The organism is Flavobacterium riviphilum (genome assembly GCF_055231795.1).
In genome coordinates, this window is the sequence record NZ_JBUYSY010000013.1 from 21411 (window position 1) to 34411 (window position 13001).

The following is a 13001-nucleotide window of genomic DNA, read 5'->3' on the forward strand; positions in this document are numbered from 1 at the left end:
CCGTGTAAGACTAAGTGTTTATGGAAAATTTAACTTTGGGCGTGAAAATAATAATTTTAACGTAAAAGAGTAGTAACAACTAGTATTTTAACATTTGAACTTTGGAATTTTCGGTAAAGTTTAAACTTTTCTTTACTCCATTTGCGGTGAAGTGCATGATGTTTTGCTGTTCAGCAATAAAATCCATTAATACGCTGTTTTGTATTTCAAAGCTTTGAATACTTTTTACCTCTTGTATGGAAAGATAGACTCCCACGACATCTTCTTCGAGTTCCGAAGCATGATATTGTAGTGGTTTTTGCTGCCCATTTATCTTTATCTTAAAATGGTCATTTAGGTACTTTTTTAAGATTAGCTGCTCTTCGTTTGTCGTTGTATTCGTATAGGTGAGTATTTTTTTTTGGTATTTTTTTTCCAAGACTTTATTCAAATCATCCAAAAAAATACGAGAGGTAATTTCAACTCTTTTTTTTGCGGGTACAAATTGTACTTGAGTAATGGATACATAAAATTTGTGAAATTCAAAGGCAGAAGTGGAAACGAAAAGGAAAACTAATCCTAGTAGAAATACTGTTTTTTTCATTTTTCAAAAGTAAACAAACTTTTAAATTCTTTGTTCTTGGTTATCAAAAAATCCATAAGAATAAAATCATTTTGCTCTGAAACTATATCGAAAAACCGCTTGTCATTTTCACAAAAATGGAAAAAGGTTACCAAATCTTGCTCTTGTATTTTTAAGTTTTTAGTCAAGGTTTCAATAGGAATTCTTTGGGTAACTTCTTTGTAATAATTTATGGGTTTATTTTTTGTTTGCTTAAGTTCTTTTTTCTTTTGTAGTATTTTGCTAATTTCTTTAAAAAGGCGTACAAAATTAACTCCGTTTGTTAAGGTTGGAGGCAATAGCGGATTGGTAGGCGAAGATTGAATATCGTCTACATACATGCGGTCCACATATTGTTGCGAATTTTCATTTGTAACTTTTAATTTTTTAGCATTCTTTACAATAACTTCTTTTAACTCATTGTCGAACAAGTCTAAATGGATTTCAATGATTGGTAGGTTGAAGTTAGATTTGTCTAAGATTTTGTTTTTTGGATAACAAGCCAAACATCCTAGCATCAAAGTATCTTTTGGTTTTGCAAGTATCTCGAAAAAGCCTTCTTCGGATACCGAAACTCTCTTTTTTGCATTGAGATTAAAAACAAAACCATTGACAATAACCCCGACATTATTACTAACCTTTCCTCTCAAAAGCACTCTTTCTTGTGCTAATGCTAGTGCGGATAGTAAAAAAAGGCAGATAAATAGCTTATATTTTTTCGACATTGGCATTTAAATTTTTATATCTATCTGCCAATTGAAGTAATGCCGCGACTATTTCTTTTTTGTTTTTTGTATTGAGGAGTTTGGCAAAGCTCTCGTTTTCAATGCAATAATATTGGAAAGATGCGAGGTTGTCTTGGTTCATATTCAAAGACTTGTAAAAGAAGTCGTTTGAATACCATAGTCGTAATTGTGCCAGATTTTTTTCTTTTGTTTCTATTTCCAATTCTTTTTTAAGCAATTCTTTGCGTCCTGACAATAGGTTGATGACTCCATCAATTCCACTGCCACTGGATTTTAATTTCCTTTCTGCTACACTGTATGACTTTTGGTTGCTGGGTATTATTCCTAGCGCTTTTGCATTGATGTTGGGATATTGATTGATGATTACTTCTTCTAGTTCAATACCTTTAGGTATTAATTCGATACAAAGGGTTTGTTTTGATAGTTCCTCCGTTGTAATGGTTTTTTTATAAGGTTTAAAGTTTTTGGAGCAAAAGAATAAAATATCCCCAGTTTTTCCTTCTATTTGAAATTCTCCATTGCTATTTACTTTTACACTTTCTTCAGAGGTCAAGTTGATTACTTCAATTTCGGAAAAAAGCCCTGAATGGGCTAAGATTTTACCTCGAATCCAGTTTTTGGATACTTCGGGCGATTGTGCAAACACGAAATTTACAATCAGACATAAAATCAGAGTACAAGTGTTACTTATTTTCATTTGCAATAGTTTGAAGGTATCTTTCGGCCAACTTTATGATTAAAAATTCGCATAAAGTTTTATTTTTAGTGGTTATAGCATTAGTAAATGGCGTATCTTCTATGCAGTAGTATTGAAAGCCTTTAATGTGGTCTTTGGGGATTTGTAGCCTATTTATGTAATATTCTTCTTTGAACAGGTACTCAAGTTTAAGTAAAAGTTGTTCTTTTTTTTCAATGATAATTTCTTTTTCAAGCATTTGTTTCCGCCCAGAAAATGTGTTAAGAATGCCATCAATTCCAAATCCTGAAGTCGCTGTATGGAGTTTGCGTTCGGCTGGGGTGAATTTTTTGCTAGCCGATGGAATGCCCACACTTTGCGTAGTAATACTTTGATAATCGTTAATGTTTACATCTTTCAAAATAACACTTTTGATATGCATTTTAACAATCAAGTTGTTCGAATTAAGATCGGTCTTGGTTATGATTTTTGTTCTGGTTTCTAAATTTACTGCCGAAAAAACTAGAATATCACCTTCTTTTGCCGGTATTCTGAAATAACCTTCAATTCGGCTAGTGGTGGAGGTTTTTGTGGTTTCGTTTTTTATATTTACGCCATCAATAAAGTTAGTGTCTACTAGAATTTTGCCTTGAACAAATTGATTTGTAATGGATTGACTCAGCGATTCTGTATACCAGATAATACATGCAATAACTAGAATTTTATTTAGTTTCAATGGTAAACAAGGTTTAATGTAATTAGTTACTTAGTTTTTATTTATCTTATGAAATTAATTAAGACATTTGTTGTATCATCGTGATGAATTGTGGTAAAAGTATTTCAAATACTTCCCAATTAATTATTAATGGGTTGGTAAAAATATGTTAATTTAAAAATTACTTTCAACACCTTTAGCTATTTAAACAAACAATTATGAAAAATTGCATTATCGCCAGTACATCAACTTTGCATGGAGGCTCCTATTTAGAATATTTGTTACCAGAACTTTCCTCTCATTTTGGCTCATGTTCTCAAATTTTATTTATTCCCTATGCTAGACCTAGTGGAATTTCTCATGACGAGTATACGGAGAAGGTAGCCCAAGCGTTTGCCAGCATTGGAATTAAGGTGAAAGGAATTCATGAGTTTGATGATCCTCAAAAAGCGATTCGTGAGGCTCAAGGAATTTTTACAGGTGGCGGTAATACTTTTGTATTGGTAAGCCAATTGTATAAAAACAATGTGATGCAGCTCTTGTCCGATACCATTAAAAATGGGACTCCTTATTTGGGCACCAGTGCGGGAAGTAATATTTGCGGGCTAAGTATGCAGACTACAAATGACATGCCTATAATGTATCCGCCAAGCTTTCAAACTTTAGGTGTCATTCCATTTAATTTGAATCCTCATTATTTAGATCCAATTCCTGATTCTACCCATATGGGAGAAACAAGAGAAACTCGAATTAAAGAATTTCATGCCTACAATTCTTTGCCTGTACTAGGATTAAGAGAAGGAAGTTGGTTAGAGGTTAAAGGGGCTGCTGTAAAGTTAAAAGGAGATCTTACAGCAAGGTTGTTTTTGCCTCAACAAGAACCAGTAGAATTAGAAAGTGGTTCCGATTTGAGTGATTTGAAATAATCAAATTTATAAATAAAAAGCCGTCTTTGGGTGCATGCTAAAGACGGCTTTTTGTGTTTTATTTTTTATCCTCTATCACTATGGCAGGAATCTGCTTTTGTTGGATAAAGGCATTGAGTTCGGGTACTTTGACCGTTGCGATTTCGTTGACTTTCGCTACGGCGGCATCAATTTTTTTGGCCAAATCGTCGTACACTTCATAAGCGCCTTTGGTTGGTTTGGTGTCTCCTGAGGAAACATTCGAACCCAATCCCGCCATTTTATCGTTTAGCATAATAGGGTAGGCCAAAACGTCTTGTGGGGCTTTGGCTTTGGCCTGCATCAAAGTAGCCTCGAGTTCTTCTAAAGATTTGATGGTAGGCTCGGTCATTTTTTTCATTTCTTTCACCATCACCGAATCTTTCACGGCCCCAACATACCCATTGATTTGTCCTTTAATTTTGCGGATTTTATTGATGGCTACATGTGCTTCGTCTACTTTTTTGTTGACTTTTTGGTGGAATTCGAATTGTTCTTTCAAGTCGGCATCGGTTCCTTCGGCTCTTGGGTCTTTTTTGATGTCAAAGGTTTGCTCACCAATGATTTTTTTGTCTTCGATAAAACGAACTTTGTACGTGCCCGGAAGAACTTTGGCACCCACGCCAGAACCGGCCCACATTACATTAGTACCTTCCACTTCGGTAGCATTCGGATAACGCATATTCCAAACAAATACGTTCATTCCGGTTTTGTTGGGTACGTAACCTGCTTTTTCTTTTTCCGTGTCTTGGTGGAATTCTTTGGCTACTTTTTGGGGTTCGCCTTTGGTATTTTTAACAGAAGAATACTTGATAATACTCTCGTTTTTGTCGTTCAAGAATTCGAGTTCTAATTCTTTGGTCGCTTTTGTTTTTTGATAGAAACGAACAATTACCCCATTTGGAGCATTGGTGCCCGCTGATTGGGTATCGCTTTGACGACCTTGTGTTCTAAAGGCAGTTCTCGGTTGGAAAAGGTATTTTTCGCCTGTTACCTTTTTATCCATTATTTCGTGCAAAGGCGTAATGTCATCCAAAATCCAGAAAGCACGTCCGTGTGTCGCCACCACCAAATCTTTATCGCGTTTGTGAATTTGTAAATCGCGAATAGGCGTAAGGGGTAAATTCAAGTTTAGCTTTTCCCAAGAATCCCCATCGTTGAAGGAAACATAAATGCCTCTCTCAGTTCCAGCGTACAAAAGGCCAGGTTTGTTAGGGTCTTCGCGCAGTACTCTGCAATATTCATCAGCAGGAATTCCAGCGGTGATTTTCTTCCAAGTTTTTCCGTAATCTGTGGTTTTGAAAAGGTAAGGAGCGCGGTCGCCATACATGTATTTGTTGGCAGCCACATAAGCTTTTCCTTTGGTATGTTCCGAAGTGTGAATGATACTTATCAAAGAAAACTCGGGTAACATTGAAGTCGGAATGTTGACTTTGTCCCAGCTTGCTCCATTGTTTTTAGAAACATGAATATAACCATCGTCAGAGCCTGTCCAAAGTACCCCTTGTTCCGTTGGCGCTTCTGAAAAAGTAAAAATAGTAGCATAGACTTCGGCTCCCGTTTGGTCTTTGGTAATTGGACCTCCTGTGTCTCCAGTGGTTTTTGGGTCATTTCGGGTTAAGTCTGGACTTATGGCAGTAAAGGAATGTCCTCCGTCTTCGGTAACTAACACATATTGTGAGGTTACGTACATTCTTTTGGGATTATGAGGAGAAAAAACGATAGGGTAGGTCCATTGAAAGCGGTGTTTTTTGGCTTTTGCTGGTGAACCAATATTGGATTCAGGATAAGGTGAAATGTCTTGTCCTTGTTTGGTTCTCGAATTGTATTTGCTCAACTGTCCATCATATTCGCCGCCATAAGTAAGGTCCGAATTGGTTGGGTCGGCTTGAATGTATCCTGCTTCTCCACCTGCTACTGGAAACCAATCTTCTCTGTCAATACTGGAACCCGTGGTTCTTGAAGGAATTCTAACAGAGGAATTGTCTTGTTGTGCACCATAAATATTGTACGGGAAATCATTGTCTAAGGATACATGATAAAATTGACTCGTTGGAATGTCTATATCTGAAAAATTGGCACCTCCGTTAAAGGTAATTTCTGCTCCACCATCATCTCCAATAATAAAGTTTTCTGGGTTTTTCGGATTGATCCACACATCATGTGTATCACCATGTTGAACAGGTATTTTTTTGAAGTTTTTTCCACCGTCAGAGGATTTCCATGCGTCTACATTCAGCACAATCAAGCCGTCTTCATTTTTTGGGTCGGCTTGTAAGTTCATATAGTACCAAGGTCGTTGCCATAAGTTTTTGTCTTCGTTGATAAGTGACCAATGTTCTCCTGCATCATCAGAACGGTAGAGTCCACCTTTGTCATTTTCTACTAAAGCATACAATCGGTTCGAGTTTACTGGCGAAACGGCGATTCCAATTTTACCCAAAAGTCCTACTGGCATTCCAGGTTTGGTACTTAAGTTAGTCCAAGTGTCGCCACCATCGGTAGATTTGAAAAGACCAGAATCTGTTCCTCCAGAAGACATAGAATGCCCATTTCTGTAGGCTTCCCAAAGTGTCGCATAGATTACTCTTGGATTGTTCACGTCAATGCGGACCACCATTCCACCGGTTTTGTCATTTTTAGACAATACCAATTTCCAGTTTTTGCCCCCATCGGTACTGCGGTAAATGCCGCGCTCTGGATTGGAATGAAACGGATTACCCATTGCAGCTACAAAAACAATATCAGGATTGTTGGGATGCACTTCGATGTTTCCGATAGCATCGGCTTTGTCGAGTCCAATTTTGCTCCAAGATTTGCCGGCATTTACAGATTTGTACATCCCGTCGCCAAAGGAGATATTAGAACGCATATCGGCTTCGCCCATTCCTACATACACCACGTTGGGATCAGAAGGAGCTACGGTAATTGCTCCTACAGAGGAAGAAGTAAAGGTACTATCAGAAACGGGTAACCATTCGTTGCCGCCATCGGTGGTTTTCCAAACGCCACCGCCTGTAGCTCCAAAGTAATAGGTTAAAGGTTGATCTGCGTGACCTGCTACTGCCAATGAGCGACCTGCTCTAAACGGACCAATGTTGCGCCATTTTAATCCATTATAAAGAGTAACGGTTGAAGATTTTGTGGTGTTGTTTTTTTTGTTTTTAGCAGGATTTTGGGCTTGTAAGCCTACTGTTTGAAAGAAACCTACTGCAAGTAATAGTATACAGTGGTATAAGCTGGTTTTTTGGTATTTCATAAATTTGTTTAATTTTAGAAAGTAATAGTTTCTAAAATTAAACAAATTATGTTTTTTTTAGCTGTAATCTATGGTTTTTTTGAAATTTCATTGAAAACACGAGCAGCGTTTATATTAGTTTTCTAGTTCAAAGGAAATTGTGCTTCAAATTTTTTAAATCGGCGATCCAAATCGTCTAGTAGTTGGTCTTTTACTTTCTTTTCTTCGATAAAGCCATAAAGAATACTGTTGTACACGTATTGTTTGATGTCTTTGTAGCTCACTTGTGGGTATCTTTTGGCCAAAAGCACATATTGCTCGGTGAGATTGGTTCTCAAAATACCGGCATCGTCGGTACTAATTACGATGGGAACACCAAATTCTTTGTATATACTATATGGATGACGATTCTCTTTTACTTTCAAAATAAACTCGTTACTCGTCAAATTGATTTCTATCGCGATTTTGTTTTTCGCCATATAGCGCAATAACTCGTAGTTGTTTTTTTCGTAAGCCAAATCTACCCCGTGACCAATTCTGTTTGCTCCCGCAGTGTAGACAGCAGAGTTGATGTGCCACGTTAGCTCTTCGGGTTGCACCAATCCAAGAGTCAACTCCCCGGCGTGCATGCTGTATTTTACTTTTGGAAATTTGGTATGACAATATTGATACATCAACATGTGCAATTCATAGTCTTTCATAGCGGTATCGCCATCTTCTGGCGAAACGATATTCACACCATCTATCAGTTCGCATTTTTCGGCAGAGATAAAAGCAATGATTAGGTTTTTAAACAAATCTACCGGTTCCATAAAACGCAAGACAAAATTTTGATAGCGCATGGTAAATTGTGAGTCATCAATTTTTAATTCTTTGTGCATTTTTTCAACAAAATCGTTGTTGAAGTTGGTGGCATATTTTGTAGCGTCTCTTTTAGTGAAAGTGGCATGCAATTGTTCCAAGGTTTTGAGCACTGCTTTCTCGTCTTTTTGAGCGACCAAAAGACGGAGCTTTTCGTTAAATGAAGTTAAATCCTCCGTTTGCATATCACAAGGGATGGTAGATAATTGCGTTTCGATATAGCTCACATTTTCCTTAATGGCGCGGTTTTTTAGTTCCAACAGGCCATTTTTGAAAGTGCCAGCTACAGCAGCTTCAAACTTTTCGAAGGATTCAAAAAACTGCTTATCTGAGGGGTAACTTACCCCGTTATAGTCTTTAATCGACCATTTTTCGATAATTTTTTGTTTGTAAAAAGTTAAAGCGTTATTTTTTTGAATCATTTCAAAGGATTCCCATATGCCTTTATCACCTCTTTCGGGTCGTACTTCGAGTGTTTCTAAGTTGAGGTAAAAGTTGTTTTTTATGGCATACTCTATTAGGGGTTCTGCGTAAACCGATCCGGAGTAATGATGATGTAGATCGCCTCCTTTGGGCATTTGAGAAAAGAAAGCCGTGAGCATTGCGTCGTTATTGCGGATTTTCTCAAAATAAGAATCTACACTCTGAGCTGTGCCAAAAAAGGCATTTAAAAAGAAGAATAAGAACCAAACATTTCGCATACTTTTTACAGTTTTTAAAGTTTGGAGTGCAAATCTACATAAAAAAAATCATTGTTTTTGTTTTTTCTATAAAATGCCCAAGATTAGCAGTATCGAAAAAACGATGAGCAATAGCGCTACTAGCAATTTAATGGTATTGTAAGTGACTTTTTCCAAAATGCGATTTCCGATAAATGCCCCTAAAAAAGCTGATAAGGTTGAAAAAAAGACCAAGTAATAGTCGATTTTAGAATCGTATTGTGACCAGTTTTGAAGGTATACCCAAAGTCGAGAAATATCGATGAAACATGCAATAACAACCCCTGTAGCAATAAATGATTCTTTACTCAAATCCAATCGTATCAAAAATGCAGTACGTAATGCCCCCTGAATTCCAGACAATCCGCCAAAAAAACCACTTAGCATACCACCAATTGGAATGAATTTTTTATCAAAAGTTACTTTGGACCAACTAGGAATAATCTCGAAAAGAGCAAAAAAGAATAAAATTGTACCAATACAAAATTTGGTTGGTAAAATTTTAAAAACATGACCGCCAAAGGTAAAAGTAGTAAGTGTTTTCATACTATTCATCAATGAAAGGGTATAGGCTCCTAGAAAGGCAAATAGCACTGCCGGTATGCCAAATCGAATCAAGATTTGTAGATTGGCTTTGTTACCTAATAAGAAAAGTTTGAAAATATTATTTAAAAAATGAACAATGGCTGTCAATACAATTGCTATTTCAACTGGAAAAAAAAGAGTAAAAACCGGTAAAAGTAAGGTGCCTAGTCCAAAGCCTGAAAATAAGGTTAAACCCGAGCCAAGCATTGCAATTAAGCAGATAATAAAATAGTCCATTTTTAATTATTGATAATTGCCAAAAATAAACATTATAATTCAGTCTATAGAATATCACTATAGGAATATTTATTAAAAAAATGTCATAAGTGGTTAGTATTAACTTGTCAAATTGTATTTTTGAAAGCAAAGAAAAGTCAGTTGTGAAATCGCCAGTAACATAAGGTTTGTTGCAGATACCAATGAAGAAATGCGAATAACATATGACCTTAAAAAACAAAATATTATCTACAGATGAAAATTGTCATATCGCCAGCCAAATCCTTAAATTTTGAACAAGAATTACCCGTTGCTACCTTTACGCAGCCTGCTTTTTTAAAGCAATCCAAAGTGGTGCATGCCGAATTGCAACTCAAAACCTCCAAGGAATTAGCTAGTTTGATGTCGATTTCAGACAAGTTAGCCGATTTGAATTGGCAACGCAATCAAGACTGGAAAACGCCATTCAACCCAAGTAATGCGCGTCCTGCCATTTATGCTTTTGATGGTGATGTGTACACGGGCTTAGATGCCTACACACTTACCGAAGACCAATTGCCCTTGTTGCAAGACCGCTTGCGCATCCTTTCGGGTTTGTATGGATTGCTCAAACCCTTAGATTTAATTCAGCCGTATCGCTTAGAAATGGGAACCAAAATGCCCGTAGGCGAGAGCCAAAATTTGTACCAATTCTGGAAAACCACCTTGACCCAAGCGTTAAACAAGGAGCTCAAAAAAGACGAACTGTTTGTCAACTTGGCGAGCAACGAATATTTTTCTGCCGTAGATGCCAAGGCGCTCAAAGTGCCCGTAGTCACGCCCGAGTTCAAAGACTACAAAGACGGAAAACTAAAAATGATTAGTTTTTTTGCCAAAAAAGCCCGCGGAATGATGGTGCGTTACATTCTCGACACCCAAGCCGAAACCCTCGACGATTTGAAAGGCTTCAATTACGACGGCTATGCCTTTGATGCCAATTTATCCAAAGGCAACCAACTCGTTTTTACTCGATAACCTGTTTTTTAAAATAATTAGGGCGTGACCCCATCCACCCAAAGGGGCGAATAGCAAACGTGTTATGAGCCCCTTTGTCTGTCTGCGGTCGGGCTATCCATACTACTTCGGTAGTTTATTCCTATCCCTCACGCGGGCAATCACGGGAGTTTAAGATATCAAATTCGTAAAGAATATTTTAGGAAATTTTTATTTTTTTAGTAAGGAAAAGGATATATTTGGGAAAGTATAAAGTTTGAATATGGTCAGACCTAGGGCTTTTATTTAGAGTTGATAGGCTTGGTTTTTCAGACCTATATGCTGGTTAGTGGTAAGCGAACGAACAAAGTCATAAAAAAGAGTATAAGATGAAAATCAATAATGTAAATAGGTTTCTAGTAATTATGATCTTTACAACTCCTGCGGCTATTTTCGAAACTTTTGGTAATCATCAGGATAATGAAATATCAATAATTATTTTAAAAATAATAGCATTGATAACCATGGGATTTATCTTTTTAGTATTTTTCAAGCAAATAGTAGCATCTTTCGATTGGTTATATTCTAAAGATAATATTCTCAATTCAATAAACCCTCTTTTTTTAATTTATAAAGACCCAAAAAATGATAAGCATAATCCCAGTTATAAGGAAAGAATAGTGCATACTTTGCTTGGCTTTCTGCTGTTTTTATTATTTTTTGCAAATATATATCAGCTATTGTCATGGTATGACAAAGTAAGTTTTAATCAACCAATGCTTAATTTTATTGATTCGTTCTATTTTAGCACTGCAACCTCTGCAACAGTGGGTTTTGGTGATATACACCCTGTGTCCCATTTAGCAAAAACAGTAGTGATTTTTCAAATATTAATTACTTTCCTATATGGAATTATCATTTTATCTTCTTTACCGAATATATTAAATAAATTAAATGATAAACATGAATAATGGCAGGCACTTACAGTTATTCCCGTATAAAATATCATCAAGTTATTCTGTGCATTTAGAGCAATTCCTAAAATTAATCTCAACCCCAGTGAAAATAAACGCAACACTCTAATCTCAACAACAATGAAAAAACATACCACCCTACTTTTAATGCTATTTTTTACGACGATAGCCTTCGCTCAAGGTGTAATGGAAACCCACAAAAAACAGTTTCAAAATTTAGTGCAAGAATCATTCGATGAAATCTGGTCAAAATTAGAAGCTAAAAACATTGAGAAATACTATACCAAAGATTTCTTGCTTTTGGAACACGGCGAAGTTTGGAATAACGATACCATCTCAAAATATTTGAATAAAGCCAAACTCAAATTGCCCATCCCAAAACGAGTAAACAAAATTGAAATTATAGATGTCAAAGTCACCAATAAAACGGCTTGGGTGGCTTATCACAACTACGCTACCATTTCTGTTGATGATAAAATCATTCGAAAAGTACATTGGCTAGAAAGCGCCACAGCCATTTTAACCGACAAAGGTTGGAAGTTTGATATGCTGCATTCCACTCGTGTTAAAAGTGAATAACGAGTATGGCTAATCATTAAGACAATATTTTTTTCATAAATCAATTACATTTGAATAAATATATGGCAGGTAATTTAAGGTTGGTTTAATTGCAGCAAACCAAAGCCATTACCAATGTCTAATCCAAAATAAGTATATACATATGAGAGCTACTATGGTAATCTTTACTCTTTTATTTACAATGCTGTCTTGTAGTAAAGATGAGATTATATCTGCGCCAGCAGAAAAACCGAGTGAACAAAAAACAATAACTCTAACGGTGGATGGAATTGTAAGAAGTTGTGTGGTTTATCTTCCAACAGGATACAATAACGCTGGGAAAATGCCAATGATTTTTGCTATTCACGGTGGAAGTGGTACGCCCGAAGGAATGATGAAAATAGCTGATTTTAAAACTATTGCCGATAGAGATAAAGTCGTTTTAGTATATCCCGCTGGAATTGAAAAAAACTGGAATGACGGAAGACCCACCACTCCCAATCAAATGGGGATAAATGATGTTAAATTTTTCAACCAAATGTGTGATTATATGATAGCTAATTACGCTGTGGATGGTTCGAGAATTTTTGCAACAGGTATTTCTAATGGAGGCTTTATGTCCTCTCGATTGGGCTGTGAATTGAGCAACAGAATTGCGGCCATTGCAGTAGATGCTGCAACAATGGAAGCAACTACAATTGCTCCAAATTGTAAACCAGGAAAATCGGTGCCCGTAATGTATATACACGGAACTTCGGATACCTTTGTGCCGTTTAACGGAGGAGCAATGACAGCGGGTGGAACTGCCGGAGGAACGGTTTTGTCTCATTTTCAAGTAATAGATCAATGGGTAGTACTAAATGGTTGTAATCCTACGCCTACTATTACCGATGTACCCGATATTGCCAACGATGGAACTACAATTAAAAAAAGAGTTTACTCTAATGGGACCAACAGCAGTGAGGTAGTAAGTTATGTGGTCTTAAATGGAGGACACACATGGCCTCAAGGTTATCAATACCTTAGTGAAGCCATAATAGGAAAGACAAGTCAGGATATGAATGCATGTGAAATTATTTGGTCTTTTTTTAAACGATTCAAAAGGGTATAGTGTCACTTTTATATTCCCTAGTATGTTAATCATTCAAAATGCTTATTTGAAAAGTATGTGTGTGCTAGTTGTTTTCAAATAATAA

At 36.5% G+C, this 13001-nt stretch carries 12 protein-coding genes; 5 read left to right on the forward strand and 7 right to left on the reverse strand.

The genetic code is table 11. From position 1 onward, the window contains the following. Nucleotides 1–79 precede the first annotated feature (79 nt). The 4 genes from ACZIX2_RS11320 to ACZIX2_RS11335 are packed head-to-tail and all read right to left on the reverse strand — an operon-like array spanning nucleotide 80 to nucleotide 2759. Nucleotides 80–583 (reverse strand): DUF6702 family protein, encoded by a 504-nt coding sequence (locus ACZIX2_RS11320; protein ID WP_463340198.1) that lies wholly within the window; start codon nucleotides 581–583, stop codon nucleotides 80–82. Then, nucleotides 580–1326, reverse strand: coding sequence for a hypothetical protein (locus ACZIX2_RS11325; protein ID WP_463340199.1), 747 nt, complete (start codon nucleotides 1324–1326; stop codon nucleotides 580–582). The genes ACZIX2_RS11320 and ACZIX2_RS11325 overlap by 4 nt, the downstream gene beginning before the upstream one ends. Continuing rightward, nucleotides 1310–2044 (reverse strand): hypothetical protein, encoded by a 735-nt coding sequence (locus ACZIX2_RS11330; protein ID WP_463340200.1) that lies wholly within the window; start codon nucleotides 2042–2044, stop codon nucleotides 1310–1312. Before ACZIX2_RS11330 ends, ACZIX2_RS11325 begins: the two co-directional genes overlap by 17 nt. Beyond that, nucleotides 2031–2759, reverse strand: a complete 729-nt coding sequence (locus ACZIX2_RS11335) for a peptidase associated/transthyretin-like domain-containing protein (protein WP_463340201.1) — start codon at nucleotides 2757–2759, stop codon at nucleotides 2031–2033. The genes ACZIX2_RS11330 and ACZIX2_RS11335 overlap by 14 nt, the downstream gene beginning before the upstream one ends. Before the next feature lie 197 nt (nucleotides 2760–2956). On the opposite strand from ACZIX2_RS11335, the gene pepE reads away from it, so the two are divergent. Next, entirely contained in the window at nucleotides 2957–3664 is a 708-nt protein-coding gene (pepE, locus tag ACZIX2_RS11340; protein ID WP_463340202.1) for a dipeptidase PepE, read from the forward strand. A 58-nt stretch (nucleotides 3665–3722) separates the two neighbouring features. Here pepE and ACZIX2_RS11345 read toward each other — a convergent pair whose 3' ends face one another. The 3 genes from ACZIX2_RS11345 to ACZIX2_RS11355 form a co-directional block, all read right to left on the reverse strand. Next, on the reverse strand, nucleotides 3723–6941 hold the full coding sequence (locus tag ACZIX2_RS11345) for a WD40/YVTN/BNR-like repeat-containing protein (RefSeq protein WP_463340203.1): 3219 nt from the start codon (nucleotides 6939–6941) through the stop codon (nucleotides 3723–3725). A 122-nt stretch (nucleotides 6942–7063) separates the two neighbouring features. After that, entirely contained in the window at nucleotides 7064–8482 is a 1419-nt protein-coding gene (locus ACZIX2_RS11350) for an amidohydrolase family protein (RefSeq protein WP_463340204.1), read from the reverse strand. 66 nt (nucleotides 8483–8548) lie between these two features. Beyond that, nucleotides 8549–9322 (reverse strand): sulfite exporter TauE/SafE family protein, encoded by a 774-nt coding sequence (locus ACZIX2_RS11355; protein ID WP_463340205.1) that lies wholly within the window; start codon nucleotides 9320–9322, stop codon nucleotides 8549–8551. Between the two features lie 234 nt (nucleotides 9323–9556). On the opposite strand from ACZIX2_RS11355, the gene yaaA reads away from it, so the two are divergent. The 4 genes from yaaA to ACZIX2_RS11375 all read left to right on the forward strand — a co-directional run bounded on the left by yaaA (nucleotide 9557) and on the right by ACZIX2_RS11375 (nucleotide 12916). Further along, nucleotides 9557–10315 carry a peroxide stress protein YaaA gene (gene yaaA, locus ACZIX2_RS11360; protein WP_463340206.1) on the forward strand — a complete coding sequence of 253 codons (759 nt, stop codon included), beginning with the start codon at nucleotides 9557–9559 and terminating at the stop codon, nucleotides 10313–10315. A gap of 347 nt (nucleotides 10316–10662) precedes the next feature. Continuing rightward, nucleotides 10663–11244 carry a potassium channel family protein gene (locus ACZIX2_RS11365; protein WP_463340207.1) on the forward strand — a complete coding sequence of 194 codons (582 nt, stop codon included), beginning with the start codon at nucleotides 10663–10665 and terminating at the stop codon, nucleotides 11242–11244. A gap of 123 nt (nucleotides 11245–11367) precedes the next feature. Then, a complete protein-coding gene (locus ACZIX2_RS11370) occupies nucleotides 11368–11826 on the forward strand; it encodes a DUF4440 domain-containing protein (RefSeq protein WP_463340208.1) in 459 nt (152 codons plus the stop codon). Between the two features lie 142 nt (nucleotides 11827–11968). After that, nucleotides 11969–12916: an extracellular catalytic domain type 1 short-chain-length polyhydroxyalkanoate depolymerase gene (locus ACZIX2_RS11375; RefSeq protein WP_463340209.1), complete on the forward strand. Its 948-nt coding sequence runs from the start codon at nucleotides 11969–11971 to the stop codon at nucleotides 12914–12916. Nucleotides 12917–13001: the final 85 nt, after the last annotated feature.

Coding starts and splice junctions, on each gene's coding strand:
- pepE (WP_463340202.1), top strand. CDS start 2,957: ATGAAAAATTGCATTATCGCCAGTACATCAACTTTGCATGGAGGCTCC.
- ACZIX2_RS11355 (WP_463340205.1), bottom strand. CDS start 9,322: ATGGACTATTTTATTATCTGCTTAATTGCAATGCTTGGCTCGGGTTTA.
- ACZIX2_RS11370 (WP_463340208.1), top strand. CDS start 11,368: ATGAAAAAACATACCACCCTACTTTTAATGCTATTTTTTACGACGATA.
- ACZIX2_RS11375 (WP_463340209.1), top strand. CDS start 11,969: ATGAGAGCTACTATGGTAATCTTTACTCTTTTATTTACAATGCTGTCT.
- ACZIX2_RS11365 (WP_463340207.1), top strand. CDS start 10,663: ATGAAAATCAATAATGTAAATAGGTTTCTAGTAATTATGATCTTTACA.
- ACZIX2_RS11320 (WP_463340198.1), bottom strand. CDS start 583: ATGAAAAAAACAGTATTTCTACTAGGATTAGTTTTCCTTTTCGTTTCC.
- ACZIX2_RS11325 (WP_463340199.1), bottom strand. CDS start 1,326: ATGTCGAAAAAATATAAGCTATTTATCTGCCTTTTTTTACTATCCGCA.
- yaaA (WP_463340206.1), top strand. CDS start 9,557: ATGAAAATTGTCATATCGCCAGCCAAATCCTTAAATTTTGAACAAGAA.
- ACZIX2_RS11345 (WP_463340203.1), bottom strand. CDS start 6,941: ATGAAATACCAAAAAACCAGCTTATACCACTGTATACTATTACTTGCA.
- ACZIX2_RS11330 (WP_463340200.1), bottom strand. CDS start 2,044: ATGAAAATAAGTAACACTTGTACTCTGATTTTATGTCTGATTGTAAAT.
- ACZIX2_RS11350 (WP_463340204.1), bottom strand. CDS start 8,482: ATGCGAAATGTTTGGTTCTTATTCTTCTTTTTAAATGCCTTTTTTGGC.